The 25328-nt window shown below is 63.2% G+C and carries 28 protein-coding genes and 1 pseudogene; 5 read left to right on the forward strand and 24 right to left on the reverse strand.

Annotated elements, in window-relative coordinates:
• Positions 1–34: 34 nt before the first annotated feature.
• A complete protein-coding gene (locus tag ACI2JH_RS01120) occupies positions 35–1162 on the reverse strand; it encodes a DNA adenine methylase (protein ID WP_404735174.1) in 1128 nt (375 codons plus the stop codon).
• Positions 1163–1558: 396 nt separating this feature from the next.
• Between ACI2JH_RS01120 and ACI2JH_RS01125 the strand changes: the two genes are divergently transcribed.
• From ACI2JH_RS01125 to ACI2JH_RS01145, 5 genes are read left to right on the forward strand one after another with little or no spacing between them, the layout of a single operon-like run.
• Positions 1559–2209, forward strand: a complete 651-nt coding sequence (locus ACI2JH_RS01125; RefSeq protein ID WP_404735175.1) for a hypothetical protein — start codon at positions 1559–1561, stop codon at positions 2207–2209.
• Positions 2209–3531 (forward strand): XVIPCD domain-containing protein, encoded by a 1323-nt coding sequence (locus ACI2JH_RS01130; RefSeq protein ID WP_404735176.1) that lies wholly within the window; start codon positions 2209–2211, stop codon positions 3529–3531. The genes ACI2JH_RS01125 and ACI2JH_RS01130 overlap by 1 nt, the downstream gene beginning before the upstream one ends.
• Positions 3524–4192 carry a hypothetical protein gene (locus ACI2JH_RS01135; protein ID WP_404735177.1) on the forward strand — a complete coding sequence of 223 codons (669 nt, stop codon included), beginning with the start codon at positions 3524–3526 and terminating at the stop codon, positions 4190–4192. The genes ACI2JH_RS01130 and ACI2JH_RS01135 overlap by 8 nt, the downstream gene beginning before the upstream one ends.
• A 22-nt stretch (positions 4193–4214) precedes the next feature.
• Positions 4215–4868 carry a hypothetical protein gene (locus ACI2JH_RS01140; protein WP_182655736.1) on the forward strand — a complete coding sequence of 218 codons (654 nt, stop codon included), beginning with the start codon at positions 4215–4217 and terminating at the stop codon, positions 4866–4868.
• On the forward strand, positions 4865–6199 hold the full coding sequence (locus ACI2JH_RS01145; RefSeq protein ID WP_182655735.1) for an XVIPCD domain-containing protein: 1335 nt from the start codon (positions 4865–4867) through the stop codon (positions 6197–6199). The genes ACI2JH_RS01140 and ACI2JH_RS01145 overlap by 4 nt, the downstream gene beginning before the upstream one ends.
• A 155-nt stretch (positions 6200–6354) precedes the next feature.
• Here the strand turns inward: ACI2JH_RS01145 and ACI2JH_RS01150 are convergent, their stop codons facing one another.
• The 23 genes and pseudogenes from ACI2JH_RS01150 to ACI2JH_RS01260 all read right to left on the reverse strand — a co-directional run bounded on the left by ACI2JH_RS01150 (position 6355) and on the right by ACI2JH_RS01260 (position 25325).
• Positions 6355–6879, reverse strand: coding sequence for a DUF4189 domain-containing protein (locus ACI2JH_RS01150; RefSeq protein ID WP_404735178.1), 525 nt, complete (start codon positions 6877–6879; stop codon positions 6355–6357).
• Positions 6880–6917: 38 nt separating this feature from the next.
• The gene (locus ACI2JH_RS01155) at positions 6918–7478 is read right to left on the reverse strand and encodes a DUF4189 domain-containing protein (RefSeq protein WP_404735179.1); all 561 of its coding nucleotides are present in this window, start codon (positions 7476–7478) and stop codon (positions 6918–6920) included.
• A gap of 57 nt (positions 7479–7535) precedes the next feature.
• Positions 7536–8225 carry a DUF4189 domain-containing protein gene (locus tag ACI2JH_RS01160; RefSeq protein ID WP_404735180.1) on the reverse strand — a complete coding sequence of 230 codons (690 nt, stop codon included), beginning with the start codon at positions 8223–8225 and terminating at the stop codon, positions 7536–7538.
• A complete protein-coding gene (locus ACI2JH_RS01165) occupies positions 8108–8824 on the reverse strand; it encodes a DUF4189 domain-containing protein (protein WP_404735181.1) in 717 nt (238 codons plus the stop codon). Before ACI2JH_RS01165 ends, ACI2JH_RS01160 begins: the two co-directional genes overlap by 118 nt.
• 102 nt (positions 8825–8926) lie before the next feature.
• Complete coding sequence (locus ACI2JH_RS01170; RefSeq protein ID WP_404735302.1) at positions 8927–9511, reverse strand: DUF4189 domain-containing protein; 585 nt, start codon at positions 9509–9511, stop codon at positions 8927–8929.
• A gap of 440 nt (positions 9512–9951) precedes the next feature.
• Positions 9952–10389, reverse strand: a complete 438-nt coding sequence (locus ACI2JH_RS01175; RefSeq protein WP_404735182.1) for a DUF4189 domain-containing protein — start codon at positions 10387–10389, stop codon at positions 9952–9954.
• A gap of 166 nt (positions 10390–10555) precedes the next feature.
• Positions 10556–11110, reverse strand: a complete 555-nt coding sequence (locus ACI2JH_RS01180) for a DUF4189 domain-containing protein (protein ID WP_404735183.1) — start codon at positions 11108–11110, stop codon at positions 10556–10558.
• Positions 11107–11580: pseudogene (locus tag ACI2JH_RS01185) on the reverse strand (type VI secretion protein); the annotation flags it as partial. The pseudogene ACI2JH_RS01185 and the gene ACI2JH_RS01180, both read right to left, overlap by 4 nt.
• Before the next feature lie 245 nt (positions 11581–11825).
• Positions 11826–12386, reverse strand: a complete 561-nt coding sequence (locus ACI2JH_RS01190; protein WP_404735184.1) for a DUF4189 domain-containing protein — start codon at positions 12384–12386, stop codon at positions 11826–11828.
• 57 nt (positions 12387–12443) lie between these two features.
• A complete protein-coding gene (locus ACI2JH_RS01195; RefSeq protein ID WP_404735185.1) occupies positions 12444–13133 on the reverse strand; it encodes a DUF4189 domain-containing protein in 690 nt (229 codons plus the stop codon).
• Complete coding sequence (locus ACI2JH_RS01200; protein WP_404735186.1) at positions 13085–13669, reverse strand: DUF4189 domain-containing protein; 585 nt, start codon at positions 13667–13669, stop codon at positions 13085–13087. The genes ACI2JH_RS01195 and ACI2JH_RS01200 overlap by 49 nt, the downstream gene beginning before the upstream one ends.
• Positions 13666–14208, reverse strand: coding sequence for a DUF4189 domain-containing protein (locus ACI2JH_RS01205; RefSeq protein ID WP_404735187.1), 543 nt, complete (start codon positions 14206–14208; stop codon positions 13666–13668). The genes ACI2JH_RS01200 and ACI2JH_RS01205 overlap by 4 nt, the downstream gene beginning before the upstream one ends.
• A 61-nt stretch (positions 14209–14269) precedes the next feature.
• On the reverse strand, positions 14270–15394 hold the full coding sequence (locus ACI2JH_RS01210; RefSeq protein WP_404735188.1) for a type IV secretion system protein: 1125 nt from the start codon (positions 15392–15394) through the stop codon (positions 14270–14272).
• A gap of 64 nt (positions 15395–15458) precedes the next feature.
• Positions 15459–16250, reverse strand: a complete 792-nt coding sequence (locus ACI2JH_RS01215) for a hypothetical protein (RefSeq protein ID WP_319275042.1) — start codon at positions 16248–16250, stop codon at positions 15459–15461.
• Between the two features lie 33 nt (positions 16251–16283).
• Positions 16284–18731: a VirB4 family type IV secretion/conjugal transfer ATPase gene (locus tag ACI2JH_RS01220; protein WP_319275040.1), complete on the reverse strand. Its 2448-nt coding sequence runs from the start codon at positions 18729–18731 to the stop codon at positions 16284–16286.
• 50 nt (positions 18732–18781) lie between these two features.
• Complete coding sequence (locus tag ACI2JH_RS01225; RefSeq protein WP_080335038.1) at positions 18782–19111, reverse strand: type IV secretion system protein VirB3; 330 nt, start codon at positions 19109–19111, stop codon at positions 18782–18784.
• Positions 19104–19490: a TrbC/VirB2 family protein gene (locus tag ACI2JH_RS01230; RefSeq protein ID WP_319275037.1), complete on the reverse strand. Its 387-nt coding sequence runs from the start codon at positions 19488–19490 to the stop codon at positions 19104–19106. The genes ACI2JH_RS01225 and ACI2JH_RS01230 overlap by 8 nt, the downstream gene beginning before the upstream one ends.
• A gap of 66 nt (positions 19491–19556) precedes the next feature.
• Positions 19557–20531, reverse strand: a complete 975-nt coding sequence (locus tag ACI2JH_RS01235; protein WP_404735189.1) for a lytic transglycosylase domain-containing protein — start codon at positions 20529–20531, stop codon at positions 19557–19559.
• Between the two features lie 49 nt (positions 20532–20580).
• Complete coding sequence (virB11, locus tag ACI2JH_RS01240; protein ID WP_042612595.1) at positions 20581–21624, reverse strand: P-type DNA transfer ATPase VirB11; 1044 nt, start codon at positions 21622–21624, stop codon at positions 20581–20583.
• A 27-nt stretch (positions 21625–21651) separates the two neighbouring features.
• Positions 21652–22872 carry a TrbI/VirB10 family protein gene (locus tag ACI2JH_RS01245; RefSeq protein WP_319275032.1) on the reverse strand — a complete coding sequence of 407 codons (1221 nt, stop codon included), beginning with the start codon at positions 22870–22872 and terminating at the stop codon, positions 21652–21654.
• Positions 22869–23642 carry a TrbG/VirB9 family P-type conjugative transfer protein gene (locus ACI2JH_RS01250; RefSeq protein ID WP_042612593.1) on the reverse strand — a complete coding sequence of 258 codons (774 nt, stop codon included), beginning with the start codon at positions 23640–23642 and terminating at the stop codon, positions 22869–22871. The genes ACI2JH_RS01245 and ACI2JH_RS01250 overlap by 4 nt, the downstream gene beginning before the upstream one ends.
• Entirely contained in the window at positions 23639–24760 is a 1122-nt protein-coding gene (locus ACI2JH_RS01255; RefSeq protein WP_319275029.1) for a VirB8/TrbF family protein, read from the reverse strand. Before ACI2JH_RS01255 ends, ACI2JH_RS01250 begins: the two co-directional genes overlap by 4 nt.
• A gap of 85 nt (positions 24761–24845) precedes the next feature.
• Entirely contained in the window at positions 24846–25325 is a 480-nt protein-coding gene (locus ACI2JH_RS01260; protein ID WP_404735303.1) for a hypothetical protein, read from the reverse strand.
• Positions 25326–25328 lie beyond the last annotated feature (3 nt).

A 25328-nucleotide genomic window follows, 5' to 3' on the forward strand; every position in this document is an offset into this window, starting at 1 on the left:
ATGACGGCCAGCGGCCGTTACTACCGGATGCGGCTCACCGCTTGTCCAGCAGGTACAGGAACTCGGTCACATGGGTGTCCCGGGCGCCCAGGTTGCGGCTGCCGCGGAAGGTGTTGTACCGCGTGTCCATCACGCTCAGCGCGCCCATCCCTTCCAGCGCGGCAACGAAGCGCTCGTGGCTGATGAAGCCCTCCGAGTTGTACGAGATCAACACGAAACGGGCGCGAACCTGCGCCACCGCGTCGAACAGCGCGGTCTCGGCCAACCGGGCCTTGTTGTAGTCCGAACGGTTCCAGTCGGTTGGAATGCCCGAGACCCGACTGACCTGCGATGGCCGCTGGTAGTCACACAGCAGGTTCAACATGAAGTAGTTCGAACCGTACGGATGCTCATTGTAGGGCGGATCGAAGTACGCCACGTCCACCATGTCCAGCTCACGCACCAGCGCGTTGGCATCGCAGCGGTGGAGCTGCACCTCGCATGCGAAGCGACTGAACACCGGCGCCTGCACCTCGATCGGGCGCAGGATGCGCGACAGCGCGTTGCGTGCCGTGCCACCGAACTGGCCCACGCCTTCGCGGTTCTTGTGGAAGCCTTTGAACACGCCGGAGGTGTTGGTGTACATGGACGCCTGCGCCAGCACCGGCGCCAGCAGGAATGGCCGCAACGCCAACGGCGTATCCACCTGCACCTGGCAGAAGGTATCCAGGAACATCGCGTTGCGACGCGTATAGAACACCCGCTCGCCGGGCTGGATGTCATCGTCGTCCAGCGGCGCATACAGTTCGCACAGGAAGCCCGGCGCCAGTTCGCGCTGCACCCGGTGCGCAACGCGGACAAGCTCTTCCTCCAGCGCTGCCGCATCCACATCCGCCACGTTGGCCTGGTAGCAGCGGTTGCCGACCTCGCTGTAGCGCTCCAGGTCGTTGCACTGCAGGGTGGCGGCATGCCGGCGCGCCAGCCGCGCCACCACGCCGGAGCCGGAAAACAGATCCAGGAAATCGATCCCCGCCTTGCCCAGGCGGTCCTTGGCATGCGCGATGCCCGCCTCAACAAACGGCAACAGCGCGCGCTTGTTACCGATATAGGTGATCAGCTGGCTGCGCAGGTAGGCCTCGTGCTCGACCGGCACGGAGTCGGTGGAATTTTCCTGCGGATTCAAACGGTTCCCCTGATCACATGACGGCCTTCGAAATTCCCCGCCATGGTAGCGCCCAGCCACGCCCGGCGTGGTGTGCAGTGCAGTCAATTACGCTTGGGATCGGGCAAATCCGCCGCGCATGGCGCGGCGTTACCGATGCGGTCCCGTTAACCGTGCGCCAACGTTTTGACGCAAACGAAACATGAAACTGGTAAAAAGGACGATCTATTCGTCACGAATCGAGCACATGTCGCCAAGGAACGGAGACAACATCGCAGCCCCGCACACCGGTTCGAGCCCCAGGCTCCCGCGCGTGCGCCCTGCCCTGCGTCCGCTACCGGCGCGCTCGATGGCTTGCGTGGCCACAGCATGACCGCATCGACTTCCCCCTTCCCACCCGCAACCAGGAGGCCCCCCGTGCGCCGAACGTTTCTGCCGTGCGCTGCCCTGCTCCTCCTCACCGCCTGCCATCCGGAGAACGCCATGAACCAGGAAATCACCACCGCCGAACAGGGCGTCGAAAATGGCGGCCGCGGCCTGGCCAAGCTCAATCCCAGCCCACGCCAGGCGTTCGAGCTTGTGCTGAGCCTCGCCGATGCACCCGGCACATTCGCCGTGGTGGAAGGCGTGGCCCAGTACGACGTCACCAACGAAGAGGAATGCGGCCGCATTATTCCGGCCACCGGCATGGCCGCGCGCATCACCAGCCAGGAGCCGGTGCAGCTGAAGAAGGTGTCCGATACCGAGTACCGCGGCACGGTCTACCTGGACCGCATGCTGGATGAGGATTACTACGGCCGCGGCGTCTGCAAGTGGACCTTCAGCGGTGCCGGCGCGATGCTGAAGGCCACTGGCGCCGATGGCGAAACGCGCTTTACCTCGTTCATCGAAGCGGACAAGTTCATCGCCGGCAAGGCCCTCACCCGCCATTACCCGGACCGCGATTACCCACGCGTGGAATCGGTGCCGGACTTCGGCCAGGCCGGCCACGAAGATCCGTCGCGGTTCCGCCCGGAGCTGCAGGACGCGCTGTTCACCGCCACCCTCACCGCCCATGAGGTGCGCTGATGCCGCTCACCCACCGCGACTACGCCGCACTTTCCGCTGATGCGTATGAAGACCACAAGGTCGGCCGCCGCGCGCCCGGCCAGGAAGAAGTGGTGCCGCTCAACGGGCACAACTACAAGGTGCTGGAGCACGTAAACAACCGGCAGAATGGCTACCAGGGCACGATCTACCAGCGCGAGGACACCGGCGAGATCATCGTCTCCCACCGCGGCACCGAGGAGATCCTGCAGGACGCCGTGCTTGCTGATGGCGGGATGGTGCTGGCGCGCTACAACCTGCAGGCCGACGATGCCATCGCGCTGACAAAGCGTGCGGTCGCGTTGTCCAAGCACATCGGCGAGAACGAAGGCCGGGCCCCGGAAGTCAGCGTCACCGGGCATTCACTGGGCGGCGCGCTGGCCCAGGTTACCGCCCACCACTTCGACCTGAAGGGCGAAACCTTCAACGCCTACGGCGCGGCCAGCCTGGGCCTGCGCATCCCCGAAGGCGGCAACAGCGTGCTCAACCATGCCATGGCCTCGGATCCGGTGAGCGCGGCCTCCGGCCATTACGGCGAGGTACGCCTGTACGCCAGGCCCGATGAGATCCGAACGCTGGACAACGCCGGCTTCAGCAACAAGTGGTACAACGGCGTGATTCCGGATTCGGCGCTGGTCGCCGCCGCCGGCTCGCTGGGCGCGCACAAGCTCGGCAATTTCGCTGATACCGGTTCGGTGCTGGATGATCCCGCAACCCGGGATCTGGCCAAGCAGAACGCGCGGATGATCGACGAGTACCGCGACAAGATGGAACTGCTGCGCGGCGCGGTCACTACCGGCGCGCGCGGCATGCCGGGCGTGGCGGTGGACCTCTACGACCGGATCCGCGGCCCACTGGATCCAGGCGAGCCGGCCCGCAAGGCGGCCGAAGATGCGCACAAGCGCGACGGCGCCATGCGCATGGACAGCCCCGGCCACCCCGGCAACCTGCTGTTCCAGGACGCATTGCGCGGCGTGGAGGCGCAGGACCTGCGCGTAGGCCGCACGCCGGACCAGCACAGCGGCCAGTTGGCCGGCAGCCTGGCGGCGGAAATGCACGCCAACGGCGGCACCCGCATCGACAGCGTGCTGATGAGCAGCGATGCCTCGCGCACCTTCGGCGTGCAGGGCCAGCCCAACGATCCGGCGCACCTGAGGGTTTCGGTGGCAACTACCGAGGCCATGCAGGTGCCCCTTGAACAGAGCAGTGAGCGCGCGCAGTTGGCAGCCAGCCAGCGCATGGGACAGGAGCAGGAGCGGCAGCTCTCACAGCAGCAAGACAGCGCCAGGCAGATGCATGCTTGAGTCGCACGCTTCTGCAGAAAGGCTTCGGCCGAGGTGGCGGGCCCTGCTGCCCTGCCTCGCCATTGTTGCGCTTGCAGCCTGCCATCCGCACGGTGCGGAACAGGACGCTGGGCAGAACGAACGCGGCCTCGCCAAACTCAATCCCACCCCGCGGCAGGCCCATGAGCTGGTATTGAAGATCGCCGATGCGCCCGGCCCTTTCGAGGTGGTGGAAGGCAGCGCGCAGTACGACGTCATCAACGAACAGGAATGCGGGCGCATCGTGCCGGCCACCGGCCGCACGGGCCGCATCACCAGCAAGGAAGAGGTGAAGCTGCAGCAAGTCAGCGACAACGAATACCGTGGCACGGTTTATCTCGACCTGATGCAGGACGAGGACTATTACGGACGCGGCGTCTGCCAGTGGAAGTTCAGCGGCGCCGGCGCGATGCTGAAGGCCACCGGTGCCGATGGAGAGACGCGTTTCCTGTCCTTCATCCAGGCCGACCGTTTCGTCAAGGGTGACACCGAAACCCGGCATTACGCCGATATGGGTTATCCGCGCGACGCCATGGACAACTACGCCGATTACGGCGAAGACGCACCCGAGGGCTTCAAACCGGAGCTGCGTGGGTCATTGTTCAGCGTCACCCTCGTCAGCCCACATCCACCATCGCACTGACTTCGTTCCGAGAAGGCACCCCATGCGTAGAACGATCCTTCCCTGCCTCGCCCTGCTGCTCATCACCGCCTGCCATTCCGAGACTGCCATGAACCAAGAAATCACCACCGCGGAAAAAGACGTCGAACAGGGCGGCCGTGGCCTCGCCAAGCTCAATCCCACGCCACGTCACGCATATGAGTTCGTGCTGAAGATCAACGACGCCCCCGGCCCGATCAACGTGGTGGAGGCCGTGGCGCAGTATGACGTGACCAACGAAGAACAGTGCGGCCGCATACAGCCGGAAACCGGCACCGCTGGCCGGATCACCAGCCAGGAGCCTGTCGAGCTGCGAAAGGTGGCCGATGGCGAATACCGCGGCATCGTCTACCTGGACCGCATGCTCGACGAGGACTACTACGGTCGCGGCGTGTGCCGCTGGGAGTTCAGCGGTGCCAGCGCGATGCTCAAGGCCACCGGGGCCGAAGGCGAAACCCGCTTCACCTCGTTCCTCGAATCCCCGGCCTTTGCAAAGAGTGAGCCGCTGACGCGCTACTACGCCAACGCCGTATACCCGCGTGCCGAGGCGCTGCCCGACTACCGTGCCGGCGGTGAAGCCGCGCCCACCGACTACAAGCCTGAACTGCAGGATTCGATCTTCTCCGTCCAGCTCTCCGCGCGGCAGGTCCAGCCATGAGCCTGACCAGCCAGGATTACGCCGCGCTTTCCGATGATGCGTACAAGGACTACGCCGTTGGCCGCCGTGACAATGGCAAGGACGAACTCGTCACGCTCAATGGTCACTCGTACAAGATCATCGAACATGTAAACAACAAGAACAACGGCTATCAGGGCACGATCTACGAGCGTGCCGACACCGGCGAAGTCATCGTTGCCCATCGTGGCACCGAACAGATACTGCTGGATGGCGTAGTGACGGATGCCGGCATGGTCCTCACACGTGCCAACCTGCAGGCGCCCGATGCCATCGCGCTGACGCAGCGTGCGGTGGCCCAGGCCGAGGTCAACGCCTCGTTGAACGGGCGTGCGGCCGAGGTCAGCGTCACCGGACATTCATTGGGCGGTGCCCTGGCACAAGTGAGCGCGCACCACCACGGCCTGAAGGGCGAGACCTTCAATGCCTATGGTGCAGCCAGTCTGGGTTACCGCATCCGCGAAGGCGGCGATGCGATGGTCAACCATGTGATGGCCGCCGATCCGGTCAGCGCGGCGTCCGGCCACTACGGCCAGGTGAAGGTCTATGCGAACGAAACCGAGATCAAAAACCTGTACGGATCCGGCTTCCGCAACGGCGCGGTTGCTGGCTTCCTGATGCCCGATTCGGCGTTGCTGGCCGCCGGCCGCTCGCTGGATTCGCACAAGATGGGCAACTTCCTCGGCGCGGGCTCGGTGCTGGACAACCCGGCCTCGCAGGCGTTGGCCAAGCAGAACGAAGGCATGATCAGCGAGTATCGCGACAAGCTGGAATTCCTGCGCGGTGGAGTAACGACCGCCACCCGCGGGGGAATCGGAAACGCGGAGGACATCATCAACCGCATCCGCGGTCCGCTGGAACCGGGCGAGCCTGCGCGCAAGGCAGCGGAGGAAGACGCCCACAAGCGCGACGGCGCGATGCGCATGGATCAGCCTGGTCATCCCGGCAACCTGCTTTTCCAGGACGCGCTGCGCGGCGTGGAAGCACAGGACCTGCGCGTGGGCCGCACGCCGGACCAGCACAGCGGCCAGCTCGCCGGCAGCCTTGCGGCGGAAATGCATGCCAACGGCGGCACCCGCATCGACAATGTGCTGATGAGCAACGATGCCTCGCGCACGTTCGGCGTGCAGGGTGAAGTCAACGACCCGGCGCACCTGCGGGTGTCGGTGGCAACCACCGAAGCGATGAACACCTCACTGGATCAATCCAGCGAGCGCGTGGCCTCGCAGCAGGCCGCGCAGCAGGTGGCTTCGCAGGAGCGTGACCTGCAGATCGAGCAGAGCCAGGTGGCGGCACGCAGTATGAATGCCTGAGCCGTTCCCCGGTGCCTTGGTTGGGGCGGGCCGAAGGTACGCGTCCGTGACTCCCTCAAGCCGATCTCACGCACTGGCTTCGGCGTGGGATCGGCTCAAGACCAGGCCGGATGGACGCTCAGCGCGTCCACTGGGAAGAGGTTGAACGAACAGGTTCATCGCTCAGGGAAACTGCAGGCCTCATAAGTAGCTGTACACCCGGACCCGGCAGGATCGATGCAATTTTTCTGAGCGTCTTGCCGGGCCAGTTCAGGCGTCACGCCAGTCCCTATTCCGCCCTTGGCTCCTGCAGGCCATGCGCCCGGGACCAGAAGCGCGATGCATTGATTGCTGTACCGCGAGATCACCGCGCAATCCTGGGCGCCTTCACGCTGACAATCCTTCATCGCCACCGCCGCCGCAGCTTCGCTGCTTGTCTGTTCCGCAGAAACACCCGCGGCGGACGTCGAGGGAGACATGGCAATGGCTCCATAGCGCGTGTGCAGCCAGACCGGCGGCGGCGGCGGGGCCTGCTGCTGGGCAGGCTGAGCATTTCCCCTACCCGGAATGGGCGCGCACCCTCCTACGCCTTGACCACCCACAGGATATTGACCGGGTGGGCAGCGGCCTTCGGCGCCGGCCGCGAACGGAAGCATCGCGGGCACAGCCAATAGGACTACAAGAGCAAACTTTTCAATCATCTTCCTCTCCTCAGCCCCCCCGACAGATGAGATGCCGTTCAATTCGGGACGACCTTGGGAGTCACACAGTTGTTGTAAAACATCCTGCACTTCTTGGCGCCGCCCTTGATGCAGTTCTGTGCAGCCTCGCGCTCCGCGTTGGGCCGATGATCATCCATGCCGATCGCACTCAAATTGAGGCCGGCGGGTGCAGTGGCGACTGCGACAGCTATGCAACTATTTGCGTAGTGCGCCATCAGCTTGCAATCCGTGGCGCCTCTTGCCGCGCATCGCTTCAAGGCCGCCTCCTCGGCCAGCTCCTTCGTGTATTCGTTGACTGCATCCCCGAGTGCACCTCTGCTTGCCGAGAACGCCAGTGCGCCCCAACTGTCCTCAAGGTGCGAGTTTGCTGTCTCCGAATAAATGGGCCCTGAGTAGGAGTACCCGGATTGCGCAGGCGCTCTGGTGCCAGAAGGGATAGGCGCGCAACCTTGAACGCCCTTCCCTCCGATGGGGTAGTAGCCCCGAGGGCAGTTACCTTCGGCAAGCGCGCTGAACGCACAGAGCAGCAGCAGCAGGGAAAGCAGCAGAGTGCCGGTGAAGTGTGATCTTGCTGTCATTGCGCTTACTCCAACGGGCCAGTTCAAAGACTATCAGCACAGCTGATACAAGCGCCATCAAAGGGCTTCGAGCTCTGGCAGGCTGCAGGCACTGTACGCAACCTTGCAGCCGTTACCCTTCGGGTTGTCGCAGTAGCTCATGGCTTTCTTGAGTGCCAGTTCCGGTGTCATACCTTCACCCAGCCCACCCAATCCCTTGCCATCCCCACCATCGGGAGACACCCACGCGAAGCATTGGTTGCTGTACTCCGCCATGATCTTGCAATCGGGCGCGCCATTGCGGCGACAGTCCGCCATCGCGTCACTTATCGCTGCCGCCTTGGCTCTGCGTCCTGCTGCCGCCCCTGCGTCAGAGGTCGAATCGGAGGCCGCGACAGCCCCCCAGCGCGTTCCCCAACGTGATGTCGGGGCAGCTGGCTGGGGAACAGCCCGTTGCTGGCTCGCTGCTGACCCCGGGATGGGGGCGCAGCCTCCTACGCCTTGGCCGCCCACAGGGTACTGACCGGGCGGGCAGCGCCCCTCTGCGAATGCGGGAACAGCAGAAAGCCAGGAGCAGACGATAACTGCTGACAGCAAGAGCAACGCCCACGAAGAATGTTGCACACGACTGACCAAGGGTGGCGCTGCACTCAACAGATGCCAATCCGAATGCGCTGAGTCGCGTGCCGGCGAGAATGGACTCGACGCCGAGCCGCTGCCCATCGCGTCCGCTGGGAGAGACTGCACGCGCTGTAAGCGAGAACGCATGAACGACCGGGAGCGTGTTTGCACTTCGAAGTTGCATTTTCCACCGCAGCCTGCTCGGACAATCCAGCTGAAATGCCTGGCCTCGCCCCTGGCGCGTCTTCAGATGGAACGACCCACGCAGCGCACTGGTAGGTAAGGAGTATTCGACAGTCTTTCAGACCGTTCCGGGAACATTCTTCGATGGCGACACGCTTTGCATCACCTTCAGTCAACTGGTCGACCATGACGCCGGCATCAGGAGTTGAATCAGACAGCGCCATTGCGCCCGATCGGTCCTCGTAACGACCCGGATCAATCGGCGGCCGCGCGGGCTGCGCCGTCTGGTTGCCGCCGTAGCCTGGAATCGGTGCGCACCCGCCAACGCCTTGGCCGCCTATGGGGTACTGGCCGGGAGGACAGCGCCCTTCAGCGTAGGCAACCGCTGCCCAGTGAGAAGAAGAACAGGCCCAACAAGCCGACCGCAACCAATCCAGTTCGGCGGAGGCGCTGGGCGGTGAAAAATGCTCTACGACAATCCTCCACCACGGATCAACCCACTCCGTAATACTCAAATACCGGCTTGCTGCAACCGACGTAGATAATGGAACAGCTTCCACCATGCGATTCGCATCGGCGAGGGCGAACTCACTAGCCTTTTCCTCGGACGCGCCTGTCCTCAGACTTCCCGCATTTGAGGCTTGAGATCATGCTGCAGCAACACACTAATCCTTGTAGCTCAATTCGCTTCGGCAATCGGGTGCGCCGCCGTTCCGGCATGACGAAGTCACTTCCTGCTCCGCCTCGAGCTTGCTGGCCTTTCCGGTAGAGACGCCGATATCGCCATTGCTCGGAGCTATGGCCACTGCACCCCACGACTTATGCCATCGCCCCATCGCTCGAGGTTGCGAGGAAGGCAGCCCACCGCCTATTGGTGCGCACCCGCCCACGCCCAGACCCCCGACCGGGTGGCTGCCCGGCGGACAACGCCATTCCTCGAAGATCGGCTCGCTACAGCCGGTGTAGATGACTTCGCATACGCCGCTCAGAACCTGCGCCCTACAGTCAAGCTCCAAGCCCTGGCTGGCGATGTGGACCGTTGCGGCGGACCGAAGCCTGCTCTCGTATCCAGGACCAAAATACATCGCCGCCATGCATTGGTTATTACAGGTCATTTTCACTGCGAAATTTTTCGCACCATCCTTCGCACAGTCGGCGATAGCGGCTCTGGATGCTTCAGCCTCGCTTCGCAAGCCCGTCGCGGCTCCGCCGGTGGTGCCTGAAACTGCAAAGCCCCCCCACGTCTCAATCCATCTGCCGGTAGGTCACGGTGCAGCGGGCTCCGCAGCAGCCTGCGGGATCGGCGCGCAACCCAGCATGCCCTGACCTCCAACCGGAAACTGGCTAGGGGGGCAGCGACCCTCAGCCTTCACACCTTCACCCATTCGAAGTAGAGCGCCAATGGACACGGCCAGAGGGCCACGAAACGAAACATATCGTGAACCCCTTAAACGTTGCGCTCCACCAAGGAAACGCAGTTGTCACGTGATCGCTGGCGCTGACCGAAGCTCGTGCAGCCGACCTGCGATTAAGCCGTGAACGTGCGCATCGCCACTTGGACGAAGAGCACTGGAATCGGCGCAGCGGTGGAAATCAGAGCACTCAGGATGTCCCTGGTGCAGGGCTTAGCTCACACGGACCAAAAGGAACACGCTGCCTACGCCGATCAAGCGAATTCCAGGCAATCGAGTCAGCGAAATGCCTCAAACATGGGCAGGCTGCAGGCCGCATATTCAATGTTGCAGCTCTTGCCGCCGCCCTGGGATGAGCACCCCTTCCGTGCTGCGTCGGTGGCAAGGGCCTCCGTTCGTCCACCAGCGCTAACAGACTTCATTGACGGAGGGCGAGGGCGAGGAATGGGATCCGCCAAGGCAATGCAGCTATCAGTGTAGGAAGTCACGACCTTGCACCTCAAGCCACCGTTCTGCTCGCAATTCTTGATTGCGAGCGAGCTGGCTGCACTACTTGAAGATTGAGCCTCTGCCACGCCGGTGGATAGCACGACGCCACGCTCACCTGCGGAGGCATCCTCTGCGATAGCGCCAAACCTGGAGTGCCAGCGTCCATTCGGTCTGGGCGGTTCCTGCGCGGGAGCCTGACCCCCTGGAATAGAAGCACACCCAAGCATCCCTGGACCTCCTATAGAAAACTGGCCGGGTGGGCACCGCCCCTCTGCAGCGGCTCCCCCGCCAAGTAAGAGACGGGAGAGAAAAACCAGGCTTCTCAGGCTCCAGCCCACGAGGCTTGCTTACTACTGTCTACTTAGGCAGTTGGCACCAACAAGAAGAGAGAAACTAAAAGCGCTGGAAAATTGGCTTCGTGCAGTCGACATACTTTATCTGACAGTGCCTGCCGCCGCGGGAGCAACGCGCGAGAGCTTCAGCCTGCACCGTTTCTTGAGGACCGGTGTAAGCCACACCTTCCTGAGTAGCGATGGAAGACTTCGCCACCGCGACGCATTGGTTTTTGTAAGTCACCTGCGCTTTGCAATCCGCAGACCCCCCTGCCGTGCAGTTCTGAAGCGCCTCCGAGACCGCGTCGGATCTGCTCAGCTTTCCGCTCGAAACGCCGCTGTCCCCGCTCGCGTCTGACACCGCTATGGCGCCCCACGTGTCGATCCATTTGCCCGTGGGCTGCGGCGCTGATTGCGCTGGGGCTGCACCATTGATAGGTGCGCAACCGAGCATGCCAGGACCTCCGACCGGGAACTGCCCCGGCGGGCACCTCCCTTCTGCAACTACTGCCGGAGATGCAAAGGTTGCGCATGCAAGAAGCAGCACTGCAAGCCCAGAAGGAAGATTCCCGATTTGTTTGCCCATACAACGCTCCAGTTTCGAGGACCAATTCATCTGTTTGCTGCACCGTACTTCCCAGGATCGGCAGGATTGGCCTGCGCCCCAGGCGTCGATCCGAGGTACCGCCCCTCTTGTGAAGATACGCTACTCGCGTTAGACGGCCCGACTGAGGGTGCAGTCGGCGTATACGTACCCGGCGGACGACCATCCGCGCTCGGTGCCGACGCAGCACTGCCACCGATCTGCGAGTACGCTGCGTAGTTACCCAAAGTCCCTTGGAAGAAGAACGCTGCCATCGGAGGCGCGGTCAAGATCAACGTCGTCAGGATCAAGCCCATGCCACCCTGCTGCATGGCCTGGCTGGTCATGCCATCACTCATGCTGCCGTTCATCAGGAAGGTATCGACCAAAGCCGTAGCCCAGAATGCACCTGCAACACGGATCACCATGTCCAGCGCGATGGAAACCATCGCCGCCAGGACGGCCATCGAAAACATCTTGCCTATGCCGTAGAAAAGGCATTTAGCGCGTTCCCCAGCGTGATGTCGGCGCAGCTGCCTGCGGAGCAGCGCATTGCTGGCTCGCTGCTGACCCCGGGATGGGGGGCGCAGCCTCCTACGCCTTGACCGCCCGCAGGATAGGAACCAGGAGGGCAGCGGCCTTCTGCGCCGGCCGCGAACGGAAGCATCACGGACACAGCCAATAGGACTACAAAAGCAATCTTTTCAATCATCTTTGTCTCCTTAGCCGCCGACAGAGGAGATGCAGTTCAATTCGGGACGACCTTGGGAGTCACACAGTTGTTGTAAAACATCCTGCACTTCTTCGCGCCGCCCTTGATGCAGTTCTGTGCAGCCTCGCGCTCCGCGTTGTTTGGATATTTGTCCATGCCGATTGCACTCAGGCTGAGGCCGGCGGGCTCGGTAGCAATAGCCACGGCAATGCAGCTGTTTGCGTAGTGCGCCATCAGCTTGCAATCCGTGGCGCCTCTTGCCGCGCATCGCTCCAAGGCCGCCTCCTCGGCCAGCTCCTTCGTGTATTCGTTGACTGCATCCCCGAGTGCACCTCTGCTTGCCGAGAACGCCAGTGCGCCCCAACTGTCCTCAAGGTGCGAGTTTGCTGTCTCCGAATAAATGGGCCCTGAGTAGGAGTACCCGGATTGCGCAGGCGCTCTGGTGCCAGAAGGGATAGGCGCGCAACCTTGAACGCCCTTCCCTCCGATGGGGTAGTAGCCCCGAGGGCAGTTACCTTCGGCAAGCGCGCTGAACGCACAGAGCAGCAGCAGCAGGGAAAGCAGCAGAGTGCCGGTGAAGTGTGATCTTGCTGTCATTGCGCTTACTCCAACGGGCCAGTTCAAAGACTATCAGCACAGCTGATACAAGCGCCATCAAAGGGCTTCGAGCTCTGGCAGGCTGCAGGCACTGTACGCAACCTTGCAGCCGTTACCCTTCGGGTTGTCGCAGTAGCTCATGGCTTTCTTGAGTGCCAGTTCCGGTGTCATACCTTCACCCAGCCCACCCAATCCCTTGCCATCCCCACCATCGGGAGACACCCACGCGAAGCATTGGTTGCTGTACTCCGCCATGATCTTGCAATCGGGCGCGCCATTGCGGCGACAGTCCGCCATCGCGTCACTTATCGCTGCCGCCTTGGCTCTGCGTCCTGCTGCCGCCCCTGCGTCAGAGGTCGAATCGGAGGCCGCGACAGCCCCCCAGCGCGTTCCCCAACGTGATGTCGGCGCGGCTGGCTGCGGAGCAGCGCGTTGTAGGCTCGCTGCCGACCCCGGGATGGGGGCGCAGCCTCCTACGCCTTGGCCGCCCACAGGATATTGACCGGGCGGGCAGCGGCCCTCTGCGAATGCGGGAACAGCAGGAAGCCAGGAGCAGACGATAACTGCTGACAGCAAGAGGAACGCGCATGAAGCGTTGTGCATACGGTTGACCATGGGTGGCGGTGCACTCAACAGATGCCAACCCGCATGCGCTGACTTGCGTGCAGGCGAGGATTGACTCGACGCCGAGCCGCTACTCATCGCGTCCACTGGGGGAGACTGCACGCGCTGTAAGCGAGCACGCATGAACCACCAGGGGCGTGTTTGCACTTCGAAGTTGCATTGTCCACCGCAGCCTGCTCGGACAACCCAGCTGAAATGCCTGTTTTCGCTCCTGGCGCGCCTGCAGATGGAACGACCCACGCGGCACACTGATTCCGGTAAGTAAGGAGTATCCGACAGTCTTTCAGACCGTTCCGGGAACATTTTTCGATGGCGACACGCTTGGCATCACCCTCAGTCAACTGGTCGACCACGACGCCGGCATCAGGAGTCGAGTCAGACAGCGCCATTGCGCCCCAGCGGTCCTCGTAACGACCCGGATCAATCGGCGGCGACGCGGGCTGCGCCGCCTGGTTGCCGCCGTAGCCTGGAATCGGTGCGCATCCGCCAACGCCTTGGCCGCCGACGGGGTACTGGCCCGGAGGGCAGCGCCCTTCAGCGTAGGCACCGCACGCCCAAAACATCAGCAGCGCCGCCAGCAGGCCCGCACCAGCGCGGATACCCCAATACATGCGACGCGTATCAGGACGAGGACGTGCAGGCACCATGCATATGTTCATCGCTCAGGGAAACTGCAGGCCTCATAAGTAGCTGTACACCCGGACCCGGCAGGATCGATGCAATTTTTCTGAGCGTCTTGCCGGGCCAGTTCAGGCGTCACGCCAGTCCCTATTCCGCCCTTGGCTCCTGCAGGCCATGCGCCCGGGACCAGAAGCGCGATGCATTGATTGCTGTACCGCGAGATCACGGCGCAGTCCCGGGCGCCTTCACGCTGACAATCCTTCATCGCCACCGCCGCCGCGGCTTCGCTGCTTGTCTGTTCCGCGGCAACACCCGCTGCGGAAGTGGAGGGCGACATCGCGATGGCTCCATAGCGCGTGTGCAGCCAGACCGGCGGCGGCGGCGGGGCCTGCTGCTGGGCAGGCTGAGCAGTTCCCCTGCCCGGAATAGGCGCGCACCCTCCTACTCCTTGACCGCCCACAGGATATTGACCCGGTGGGCAGCGGCCTTCCGCACTTGCTTCGAAGGCGAGCGACAACCACAGAACGGAAGCCGCCAACGCCACTTTGACCAGAATGCCGACTCGACAGATGTTCATCCCGCCATTCCCTTCTTCATGAATTCATGCTCGAAACTTACTCAGGCAACGCTGAGTGGCACTACAACGGCGCATTCCCGCGGCTGCCTGCCGGTGCCGTCGGGGACTCTGCAGGGAGTCCCGAAAGACGCGGCGAAGTGTTGACGTTGTTGGTGCCCGAAGTCTCCGGACGTTCCTGCGCACTCCCCTGCTGCGGCGCATAAGAACCCGGCGGCTGACCCTGCGGGCCCGGTGCAGCAGCACCCGGCGAACCGCCGATCTGCGAGTACGCCATGAACGCACCCAGCGTGCCCTGGAAGAACATCGCCGCCATGGGCGGTGCGGTCAGGATCAACGTGGTCAGGATCAACCCCATGCCGCCCTGCTGCAGCGCCATGCTGGTCATGCCTTCGGTGAAGTTGGAACCCATCAGCGCGCCGGCCGCGGCGGTGCCCCAGAACGCAAAGGCCACCTTGGACACCATGCTCATCGCGATCCCGGTCATGGCCGCCAGCACCGCCATCGAGAACATCGTGCCGATGCCATAGAACAGCCATCGCTGGAATAGCGATTTGGTCTGTTCGAACAGCAGGCACAATATGAACAAGGGTGCGAAGCCAATGAACAGCGCCATCGCGACTTCATACAGCAGCAGCATCGCACCTGCGGTTACGGCGGGCCCGCCCGTACCCAGGCCGATGAACCACATGGCGCGGGTCTTTGCGTTGTCCAGCGTCACGTCACCGGCGACATCGAGCACATCCACCGCCGACAGCGCCACCTGCATGTACGCTAGGTTTTCATCGATCAGGTCCTTGGCCGTGTCTTCCTCACCGGTGACCACGTAGGTGATCTCGTCCTGCACGTAATGGGTCAGGAAGGAATGCACGTTCTGGCCGAAGATGGCCATCGTGGTGGCAGTGATGACGATCAGGGCGGCACGCGCCATGTCCGTCACCAGCGCCATCATCGAGTCCCGGCTGCGGCCGGTCACGATGCGGTAGCCCTGCAGCAGCAGCCAGATGGTCATCACCACCAATGCGATGATGCCCACCCACTCCATCATGCGGCTGAGGAAACCCAGGCCGAACTCGGATATCTCCCTGCTGAGATAGTCGAAGATCAGTTTGAAGAACACGAAATCGCCAATCGACGAGGTCGCGATCGGTCCGTGCAGCGCTCCTTGTGCCCACATACTGTCCATCATCCCTAGACTCATTGCTTCACCTGCCCCTTTTCGGGGCCTCGCAGGGGTGCATTACGCACGGTTTTCAATCGAGTGCCGTCTTCAACGCTGCAGCTTTGATCACCGAGCCGATCGGATTGGTTTCACCCTTCAGCGCACGCTGCGCCAGCGCACGCTGCTGGCTCTGCAGTGCCACGATCTGCTGGTCGTAGATGCGCATCTGGTTTTCCCAGGTTTTGAAGTTCGCATCGATCTGCAACTGCGATGCGGTCGCGTTCGCGGTGGTTTCCGCCAGCGCGCCTTCGTTGTCAAACAGCCGACGGATGTTGCGCAGCGTTCCCAGCGTCTGCTGCATGAGCGGCAGGGACTGCTGTACGACCGCGACGGTCTCGTTGTACTTGCGGTTCTCCAGCGCCTGGATGTACGAGCATATCGTCCGCTGCTGCGCACCGATGTCGCCACCAGGGCTGATCCCCGCCATGGCCATGATGCCGGTGATGCTGAACGCCGAACCGCCGCCGCAGCGCTCGGCAATATTCCAGTCATCCGGAATGGTGGTAAGCGTCGGCGTCGCCGGCATGATCGGGTTGGCGATGATCTGCGACCAGTTCTGCAGCTTCTGCAGCCAGTTGTTCAAGGTCGCGGTGTAGTGCGAAGCGGTCTGGGTCCAGCGCCCGGCCGTTTCGATGTATTCCAGGCCGGCCGCGATATCGGCTTTCACGCTCTGGAAAAGCGCCGGCGGGTCATTGACGATCCACTGTGCCTGCACCGGTGCAGGCGCCATCAGTGAAAACGATGCGCACAAGGCAAGCGTGGCCGTCGCCAGTGGCATCAGGCGACGACGAAGGGCGGGACGTTGCGGGGCAACGGTATTCATGGTGGCCTCCGGAATGAGGTGGGTGGTCATGGGTCAGGCTGCCTTGTCGCGGTCGTTGCTGGCCGGCTTTCCCGAACCCTTGCGGCGGCGGTAGAAATCCTCCAGCCACTGTTCGGGGGTCAGCATCGATTCCACAACATTTTCACGGGCAGCGGCGTCCTGCAGCACACGGTGCATGACGTCGATGTTGTCGGTGGAGGCAGAGATCACCGACAGGATATCGTCCATGCCGCGCATGTTGAGCTGGCAGACATTGGAGGCATGCCCCTGCTTGACCAGGAAGCAGCGTGAGCGCTCGTCCAGCGCGGTGACGACCTTGAATTCGGCATCGGTCAACTTCAGTCCGTCGATGTAATCGGTGCGGCTCGCATTCGGATTGGGCAGCAGGATCAGCGTGGCGGTCTGTTCGATCAGTGCGGCGGAAATATCGCTCTTCAGCGCGTCTTCCGGGCTCTGCGTGGCGAAGATGCCCAGGCCGTTCTGCTTACGGATGGTCTTCTGCTTGTTCTTGGCGAACTCCTTCAGTCCACCCTCGCCATCGAGGATCTTCCAGAATTCGTCCATCACATAGATCAGGCGACGCCCGTCGATGAGCGATTCAAGCCGGTGCAGAAGGTAGTTGATCACCGGCACGCGCACTTCCGGATTGTCGATAACGTCGGTGTAATCGAAGCCGATGATGTTCGCCCGCTCCAGGTCGATCGTGTCCACCGGATTGTCGAACACCCAACCCAGCGAGCTGCCGGCAGTCCAGCGGCGCATGCGCGCGTACAGCCCATCGTCACCGAGGTTCGGCAGGCTCTTCTGGAAGTTGGTCATGCTGCGCAGGTGCATGGGCGTATCAAGCATGCTTTCCACCGCGCGGAAGATGTCCTCTTCTTCGCGGGCGCTGTACTGGCCCTTACCGGCCAGCACCTTGACCAGATCGGCCAGGAACTGCACGTTCGCTTCGGTGCGTTCGCACTGGAAGGGATTGAAGCCGGTCGGCCGCCCGTTTTCCAGCGCCAGGTAGTTGCCACCACAGGCACGCACGAAGATCTCGGCGCCGCGGTCCTTGTCGAAGAAGAAGATGGTCGGCGCCGGATCATACTTCTGCACCTGGCTGAGCAGGAAGTTGATCAGCGCGGTCTTGCCGGTGCCGGACTTGCCGATGACCATTGTATTGGCGATGGCCTTCTCGCCCAGCGAGTTTTCCGCCGGATGGGTGGCGTGGAAATTGAAGTAGTACGGCTGCCCGTTGGTGGTCTGCAGCGTGGTCAGGCAGTCCCCCCATGGATTGTTGTGCTGCTTGCCGGTAGCGAAATTGTGCAACGGCGACAGCCCCAGGAAGTTCAGCGAACTGACGTTGGCCAGTCGCGTGCGGTAGCGCCAGTTCGCCGGAATCTGCGAATAGAACGATGCCGTGATCGCGATGTCTTCCTTGGCCGACACGAAGCCGGCGTTGGACAACTCCGCACGCGTGGTGGCCACGTTGGCCGATAGCTGGCCCTGGCTGTCTGCAAACACGGCGACGGTGAAGTGATACTCGCCGAGTACGAAGTTGCCCGAGGACAGATGGTCCATCGCCTGGTCCAGCTCGATGATCTGGCTCACCGCCTTGTCGCCGGAGGAGATCATCATGCCCTTGGTACGGTCCAGGATCTTCAGCGCATCCTGGCGGCCCATCGGGCTGAAGGACTGGGTGACCACGTACTCGAAATCAAGGTACTTCAAGCCGTTCAGGATGCCGGGGTAGGTGCCCTCGGCGTATTCCTTGATGTTGAGGATCGCGCCGAAGTGATTCTTGCCGTTGGGCGTACTGATCACGAAATCGCCGGTCTTTGCCGAGAACATGTGGCGGCTCACCGGCAGGTATTCCTTCACCGGCGCAGCCAGCACCGGCACCGGCTCATCGATGCGGTTGATCAGGTAGCCGAAGAACTCCAGCGTCTCGGAAAACACAACGCCGTTGGCCGCTTCGTACATGCCCAGGCGGTACGGCGCATAGTCGCGCAGCACCGCTTCGACGTTGCCGGCCAGCTCCATCAGCTTCTCAACGGCCTGCTCCTGCTCGGCCTGCAGGCGTGGCACGTCGGCTGATTTCTCAACGAAACGCTTACCGGCCACCACCGGCCGATAGATCATCGTCAGGTACAGCTCGTTCTGCATGATCCGCTGGCTGGACAGCATGTCCAGGTAGGTATCGGACACGTCCTGGTTGAAGCGCTGGGCGAACTTGCTGCGCTCCTTCAACTGCCGGCGGCGGCGGACGTCGTGCGTCCAGAACGCCACGTTGACGAAATCCGGCGCGCGCAGCGTCTGCAGCAGTCGGTTGAAGGTGTTGTGCTTGTGCTCAAGCTCCCATTCTTCCCGACCCACGAACGGCAATCCCTCGAGGTGCCACGTCAACAGGTAGTCGCCACCGCTGGTCTTCACCACCGATGGGGCCACGTGCGAGGACAAGGGAATGAACTCGCTGATCGACGTATCCGGACTGAACATGCCTACTCTCCAGGAACTGCCATATGCCTGCTGCTACGCCGCTGAAACATTCAGCGGCGGTTTCCACCCGGTGCCTTCGCAGGCGCCGGCTTGTCGCGGTAGTGGTTCGGAGTGAACACCCACATACCTTCATGGTCTCGCACGTTCCGCGCCCGGAACTTGAACTGCAATCGCAGTCCCATCAGGCGGAAGATCATCTCGTCCCGACGCGCCATCTGCCGCATGATCATCACGGCCACCGGGATGCTGAGCAGGACCCAGAAATCCCAGTAGATGGCGAGCAGGAACAGGCCGCCGCACACCATGAAGAAGGGTACGTAGGGCACGCCCAGGAACATTGGCGGGCGCGTGCAGCCGCGAAAGACGACGTTCTTATGCACTGTAGTACTGGGCAGCGGTGCTCAGCATGCCGACGGCCGAGCACTCGCCGTACTCCTCACCCAGGAGCATGCGGGCGATCTGGCCAGCCGCACCGATCAGCACGCCACCGATCAGGATCGGCGACACGTCGCTGATGCGCTTGTGGGCGAAGGCGATCTGGTAACCGGCGAAGATCACCGCGATGGTCACCACCGCGATCGACACCAGGTTCAACAGGCCTTTGACGCTGTCGAAGAAGCCGCACACCTTCTTGTCGGTGCCGCCGAATTCCTGCGCGAAGGCCTGCGGGACGAACATCATGCCAACGAAGGCGACGGCCATCGCCAGGGTCTTCAGGGTGCGCTGGGCCTGGGCGAGATCATGGGTGTTCAGCTTCATGGGGACTTCCTTATTGATGGACGAAAAACAGCATGTGCGGCCCCTGCCCGGCGGCCAGTGAACTGCTCAGAACACGAAAGCCGCGTCCCTGGCAGGTGCATCGGTGACAGGCGCGGCAGACGCGGGCATTGCCGCCGCACCGGTTGCCGCAGGTTGGTTGCGTTCACTCCAGGGACGCAGCAGCACCGGAGCTCCGGGGCTGCCAGCAGGCGCTTGCAGGCCCATGGGCGGTGCGGAGACGACCGGTTGGCCCTGCGGGTAGCCTTCAACGGCATAGCCGGCCATCGGCGCTGCGGAAGGCACCGCACGGTCGACCAGGTTGGTCACCGCACGGGCCAGCCCACCATCAGCGGCGCGCAGCAAGCTGCCCCGCACCATGGCGCCGGTGTTGGGATACACCACGTAAGCGCGCGCGGGGTCTTCCGGGAGGGGCATCACTACGCCGCCGCCCTGGGCCAGCATCTGTGTCTGCAGGCCTTCGATGCGGGTGCGCAGGCGCGCCGCATCAGCGGATTCGGCCGGCGCGCGGGCTGCCGCAGTCGGTGCGCGCGGCGTACGATCCACCACCGGAATCGGCAACACGCCGTTCGCGGAGGCGACCATCTGGCCGCGCTGCATCGAATTGAACACCTTCTGCACGTAGCCGTGCCGGTAGCCGGTTTCGAAGTTGCCCGAGTAGTAGCAACTGAACGCCTTGCCCCAGTCCCCCTTCGAACGCGAATGGCATTCGGCCAGGATGCGCGATCCTGCCTGCAGGTTCGGGCATTGCTGGAAGGCTTTTTCGTAGCTTTCCAGCCCGTATTTCTGCAGGTTGTAACGATTGACCTGGGCCAGCCCCAGCGAGAAGTTGTAGCCGTTCTCTTCCAGCATCCGTGCCGTCGCCACCGCCTCGTCCAGAGCCTTCGGCTGGCGCGCAAGGCGACCACCCACCACGCCGATGGCGTACGGGTTGCGCGAGGATTCCACGTTCACCACGTGGGCCATGACATCCATCGACACGGCCAGCTCGGGGCAGGCCAACGCTTCCAGTCCGGGCAGCATCAGTGCACCTCCTGGCGAGCATGCGGGCAGCGGCCGCCATGACGGGCATTCATACCGCGCCCCCTTGGCCCTGGGCACGCCCGGGATTGAAATCGATGCCGGTGATGTGCCGGTCGCCAGCGTGCGCCTTCACGTGCACAACGACGTCGATGGTCATCTGCAGCAGGCGCTTGATGACCGGGAACTCCAGCCCTGAGCCTTCGTTGGATGCCTTCACCATCAGCGCCAGCTGGTCCCAGGTCTGTTCCGGGCTGCCCGCATGGCAGCTGGTGATCGATCCGGGATGGCCGGAGGCGCAGTTACGGATGAAGTAGAACGCTTCATCGCCGCGCAGCTCGGCCAGGATGATCCGGTCCGGCTTCATGCGCAGGCAGGCTTCCATGCAGGTTTTGGCACTGACATTGCTGCCACTCTGGCCGCCCTTGGAATACAGCAGGTGCACGACGTTGGGCTGCTCGATGAACAGCTCGCGCGCATCTTCGATGGTGACCAGGCGTTCCCCTTGGGGAATGTGGTGGACCAGCGATTTCATGAAGGTCGTCTTGCCGCTGCCGGTGGCACCGGACACCACGATGTTCTTGCGATACTGCACCGCACGACGGAAGAAGCCGGCGAAATCGCGCGCGCGGCGCAGCTCCATCAACTCTTCGTCCTGCGCACTCAGGCTGCCATCGTGCTCGACGATGCGATCAAAGAAGCCATCGTCCTGGTACTGCTGCAGGGTACGCATCTGCCGCGAAGGAAGGCGGATGGTGATCGAGACCTTGCCCGCGTCACACGCGGGCGGAATCACGAACTGCGCACGCTGGCCGCTGGGGAAGGTCAGCGACACCATCGGATCGGCATCGGTGATGCGCTGCCCCGTGTTGCTTTCGTTCACCACTGCGGTGCAGAACTGGCGGGCCCGTTCGAAGGTCAACGTGGGCACCGCCACCTGCTGCCAGCCATCACGCGTTTCCAGGTAGATCTCACCAGGCCGGTTGACGCAGATTTCGGTGACTTCGGACGACCCCATGTAACCCGCAATACCCAGCACTTCGTACTGGTATTGCAGGAATTCGCTGGAAACCAGCGCGAGGGGTGAAGTCTCCATGTCCACGACGGGTCCTGTGCTCCTGGATCAGCGACGCGCCAGCACGGCGCTGAAGTCGACGTCCTTTGCGACGTAGACGTTGATGATGGTGCCCTGGTTGACCGTCACGGTCGGCGCGCGGCGTTGGCTCGCGGCCTGCTGTGCGAGGCTTTCCATGGTGCGGGCGGTTGCACTTTCATACGGCGACTGCATCGCAAAGCCACTGCTGTTGACCGTGGTGGTCTCCGGGCCATTCTCCGCAGCTGCGTATTTGAAGGCATCAGCGAGCAGGCTGATCATCAGGGCGCTGGCGATGCGCTGGCCCCAGTGGGCGGTGTACTGCCCCGGGATGCCTGCCCCGCCCAGCCCATCCGTGCCCGGGCTGGACATGGCAACGTCAATCCCGTTCGGCGTCGTGATGCGATCCCAGATCACATCCACGCGTTCGCCGATCGGGCCGCCACCGTAGCTGCCGTAGATCTTGGAACCCTTCGGCAACAGCAGGGTACGGCCGTTGATCGAGTAGACCGGTTCGGTCACCAGGCAGGAGGTGAACCCGGCCACGTCGGTGATGATGCGCGTTTCAAGCACGCAGCGCAGGTAGGTACCGCGAACCAGAAGTGCATCCGGGCTGCGGATGAAAGCGGCGTTGGACACATCGTCCACATCCGCACCGCGACGTGTTTCTTCCGGCGCCTGACGGCCGTTCATCTGCTGCAGCGCCAGCAACGTCGGATCGACCGGCGCCTGGCGCTCGGAAGGATCACCGCCGCCACCGCTACCGGTGGCCGCAATGCGGCGATCAAGCAGCGAAGGCATGCGCGGCGCCTCGCCGATGGTGCGGCTGTTGCGCTCCATTGGCATCGGCATGTCGTCCGGCATCGGCGGCGGCAACATCGGAATCGGATCGGCCTGCATCGGCGGGGGCGTCTGCACCGTCGGCGCCACGCTCGGAAGGTCCGGCGTGCTCGGACGCGAAACTTCAGCGCCGCGCGCGGGGGCCTCCGCGTCGTCCCTGCCCTTGCGCAGCAGCAGGAAGCCCATCAGCAGCACCAGAGCGAGGATGCCACCGATGAACATCAACGCCTTGCGATTCAAGCGGCGTTCTTCCGCCGTCCGCAGCTGCGGCGCGCTGGCATCCAGATCCGGCGCATCCTGCGGCTGCACACGGTTGTAATACGGGTTACCGGGCTCCTGCGCGGTGCCTTCCTGGCGGTAGGCATCGTCGTCCTGGCGGGGGTCATTCCCTGGAGGCGTGTTCTGGCTCATTTCTTGGTATTCCTCCGCAGGCCGACCACGTTGTCACCGTGTCGGATCACCAGGTACGGGTGGGTGCCATGCACCACCAGGGTATTGCCCTCCACCGTCGTGTTGATGACGAAGTCCTCGCCATTCTCGGTCTCGCGGCCGAACACGGCCGGGAAGATGCCGGTCTTGAACTCCGGCGAAGACGGGAGGCGCACATAGGTGAAGCGGCCATCGTCGTAGGCATTGACCGGGATCAGCCAGCCCATCCGCTTGGCCTTGCGGGTCGAATAGGAGTAGTCGAAGTTGTAGCGACGATCCTTGGCGATGGTGGTGCTGAGCAGCGGCTTGCTCTCTTCCACCGACTCCTGGGCGACGGTGAACTCACTGTCACTGGGGTAGGTGAAAGCGATCTTGTACTGCACGCCGGCCTTGCGCGCCTGGTCCAGTTGGCGCCAATCAGTCGCCACCACCTTCAGTTCGAAGATGTACGAGTTGGTTTCCGTGCGCACCATCATGTTGGTGTCCACGTCCACGTTCTTCGGCTTCAAGTAGAAGACGTTGCCGCGACGCGTCAGCTCCCAGCCACTGCTGAAGCCGGTGCTGTAGTCGAGGATCTTTTCATGCGGGCTCAACTCGATCTGGGTGGTGAGGCCCAGGCCGGTGCGGACCGTGTAGATCTGGTCCGGCACATAGGCGTATCGGTCCACGGCCTGGGCCGAGACGGTGGTGGCATACCCTGCCAGCATTCCCGCCAGCATCCAGGCACATGCCTTGTTTCTGCGACTACTCATCGGTTGCTTGCTCCATCAGCAGTTCCGGTGGAAAGGTTGCGCGCGGGGACCGGCGTGCCGCGGCCTGGCGCTTGTTGAGCGGGTGCACCGGGAACCGGTGCGGTCTGCACCGGGTAACCCTGCGCAGGTACGGCCTGTCCCGGCCCGGCAGCACCGGGAATGCCCTGGGCAGGAAGGCCTTGCTGGGCCGGAAGCATCTGGCCCGGGGGCGGCGGAGCCGGCGCCACCATGGGCTGGCCGGACACCGGATCAATCGTGCCCTGGCCCATCTGCTGGCTCGGGTCAAACATCGCCGGGTCGGCCTGCACGGCAGCCTGCTGTTGTGCCTGCAGCATGGCCTGCTGCTGCGCCTGTGCGTCGGTGGCGGCCTGGTCAGGCAGCGGAACCGCAGCGGCGTAGTCGCTGTCCACGCGGTATTCGGTAACCTGGAAGCCCAGCGGATTGAGCAGGCGATCCTGGTCGTTGAGCGCCAGCTTGGCGTCGTAGTTGAAGCGTAGCGTCACCAGGCGGTTGTCCATGAACGTGGACGCACCACTGTTCTTGTCCACCAGGGTGCGCTGTACGCGCACCGATGCGCCACGGAAGCCGCCGTTGTCCAGCTCGCCGATCGGGGTGATGCTGAGGATCTTCACCCGGATCGCCTTGGTGTTGCCGTACAGGACCACCGGGCTCTGCGGATTGGTGCGCGCATAGCGTGCCCGCAACTGCGCGGCGATGTTGTCGGCGGACATGGTGAACACCAGGTTCCAGTCACGCAGCTGCATCAGCGCCAGGTCATAGGATTCGTGTGCCAGCACGTACTGCGCCACGTTGCTGCGGTTCACCGCCTCGACGTGGGTCACTGAACTGCTGCCGAAATCACCCTGCAGGCGCGCCACCGATGCGGTGCCGGTGTAGGCGTCAGCCATCACCAGGAACGGTACCTTCTCCTTCAGCGGCAGCATGTAGTAATAGCCGCCGGCGAGCGCCAGGGACATCACCAGCGACGCACCGGCCACCCACCAGGCACGACGCTCGCTCTTGCGCGCCATGTCGGCCACGGTCAGCTCATAGCTCACCGCCTTGGCGACGGCCTGCTCCACCTTGGGACTATTGCCTGGGTCTTTCTTACGGAACATGGGGTTTTCCGGACTGCATGATCGTCAATGAGCGCCATGCCCCTGCGACCAGCGCAGGAGCATCACGACGGGAAAACGGCAGCAGTCAGCTACCGCTTGGCGCGGGTTCGGCGGGTGCGGATGCGGGGTTGGCGTTGGGCGCGCTGGCTGGCGTGGTGGCCGCCGTCGGCACCGCGGCGCTGCTGCCGGCGACGATCTTGTTGCCCACGATGCTCACGTAAACGCCCTGCGCCGCATAAGCGGTGGTGACATCGGCCACGGCCTGCTGCGCACTGGTCGTGGAGATGCGGGAAACGCCGCCGTGCAGCGTGTAATCCGACCCCAGCCGGTAATCCAGCGACATCCCCGAATCGGCCGCCCAGCGCTCGAGCATGGCCTTCAAGGTGCCATCCATCGGCGATGCCTGGAAGGCATAGCTGGTGTACAGGGGAATTTCCGTGGGTGCAGCGTCAAAGCGATTGACCGGCTTCCAACGCCCGCCGAAATCCGGAGCGGGAGTAGTGGCACAACCAGACATCGCGACCGCCGCCACGGCGATGAAAATCTTCAGCAACGCTTGCCGCATACG

Source organism: Stenotrophomonas sp. NPDC078853, from assembly GCF_044901215.1.
Lineage (GTDB): Bacteria > Pseudomonadota > Gammaproteobacteria > Xanthomonadales > Xanthomonadaceae > Stenotrophomonas > Stenotrophomonas lacuserhaii.

Bases quoted from the DNA above. Each gene is read 5' to 3' on its own strand.
- ACI2JH_RS01160 (WP_404735180.1), bottom strand. From the start codon at position 8,225: ATGCGTTCTCGCTTACAGCGCGTGCAGTCTCTCCCAGCGGACGCGATG.
- ACI2JH_RS01235 (WP_404735189.1), bottom strand. From the start codon at position 20,531: ATGCTGCCCGGACTGGAAGCGTTGGCCTGCCCCGAGCTGGCCGTGTCG.
- ACI2JH_RS01140 (WP_182655736.1), top strand. From the start codon at position 4,215: ATGCGTAGAACGATCCTTCCCTGCCTCGCCCTGCTGCTCATCACCGCC.
- ACI2JH_RS01180 (WP_404735183.1), bottom strand. From the start codon at position 11,110: ATGAATTGGTCCTCGAAACTGGAGCGTTGTATGGGCAAACAAATCGGG.
- ACI2JH_RS01195 (WP_404735185.1), bottom strand. From the start codon at position 13,133: ATGCGTGCTCGCTTACAGCGCGTGCAGTCTCCCCCAGTGGACGCGATG.
- ACI2JH_RS01155 (WP_404735179.1), bottom strand. From the start codon at position 7,478: ATGACAGCAAGATCACACTTCACCGGCACTCTGCTGCTTTCCCTGCTG.
- ACI2JH_RS01260 (WP_404735303.1), bottom strand. From the start codon at position 25,325: ATGCGGCAAGCGTTGCTGAAGATTTTCATCGCCGTGGCGGCGGTCGCG.
- ACI2JH_RS01165 (WP_404735181.1), bottom strand. From the start codon at position 8,824: ATGGTGGAAGCTGTTCCATTATCTACGTCGGTTGCAGCAAGCCGGTAT.
- ACI2JH_RS01250 (WP_042612593.1), bottom strand. From the start codon at position 23,642: ATGAGTAGTCGCAGAAACAAGGCATGTGCCTGGATGCTGGCGGGAATG.
- ACI2JH_RS01215 (WP_319275042.1), bottom strand. From the start codon at position 16,250: ATGAATACCGTTGCCCCGCAACGTCCCGCCCTTCGTCGTCGCCTGATG.
- ACI2JH_RS01150 (WP_404735178.1), bottom strand. From the start codon at position 6,879: ATGATTGAAAAGTTTGCTCTTGTAGTCCTATTGGCTGTGCCCGCGATG.
- ACI2JH_RS01200 (WP_404735186.1), bottom strand. From the start codon at position 13,669: ATGAACATATGCATGGTGCCTGCACGTCCTCGTCCTGATACGCGTCGC.
- ACI2JH_RS01175 (WP_404735182.1), bottom strand. From the start codon at position 10,389: ATGCTTGGGTGTGCTTCTATTCCAGGGGGTCAGGCTCCCGCGCAGGAA.
- ACI2JH_RS01205 (WP_404735187.1), bottom strand. From the start codon at position 14,208: ATGAACATCTGTCGAGTCGGCATTCTGGTCAAAGTGGCGTTGGCGGCT.
- ACI2JH_RS01245 (WP_319275032.1), bottom strand. From the start codon at position 22,872: ATGAGCCAGAACACGCCTCCAGGGAATGACCCCCGCCAGGACGACGAT.
- ACI2JH_RS01255 (WP_319275029.1), bottom strand. From the start codon at position 24,760: ATGTTCCGTAAGAAAGACCCAGGCAATAGTCCCAAGGTGGAGCAGGCC.
- ACI2JH_RS01220 (WP_319275040.1), bottom strand. From the start codon at position 18,731: ATGTTCAGTCCGGATACGTCGATCAGCGAGTTCATTCCCTTGTCCTCG.
- ACI2JH_RS01130 (WP_404735176.1), top strand. From the start codon at position 2,209: ATGCCGCTCACCCACCGCGACTACGCCGCACTTTCCGCTGATGCGTAT.
- ACI2JH_RS01210 (WP_404735188.1), bottom strand. From the start codon at position 15,394: ATGATGGACAGTATGTGGGCACAAGGAGCGCTGCACGGACCGATCGCG.
- ACI2JH_RS01145 (WP_182655735.1), top strand. From the start codon at position 4,865: ATGAGCCTGACCAGCCAGGATTACGCCGCGCTTTCCGATGATGCGTAC.
- ACI2JH_RS01190 (WP_404735184.1), bottom strand. From the start codon at position 12,386: ATGACAGCAAGATCACACTTCACCGGCACTCTGCTGCTTTCCCTGCTG.
- virB11 (WP_042612595.1), bottom strand. From the start codon at position 21,624: ATGGAGACTTCACCCCTCGCGCTGGTTTCCAGCGAATTCCTGCAATAC.
- ACI2JH_RS01230 (WP_319275037.1), bottom strand. From the start codon at position 19,490: ATGAAGCTGAACACCCATGATCTCGCCCAGGCCCAGCGCACCCTGAAG.
- ACI2JH_RS01135 (WP_404735177.1), top strand. From the start codon at position 3,524: ATGCTTGAGTCGCACGCTTCTGCAGAAAGGCTTCGGCCGAGGTGGCGG.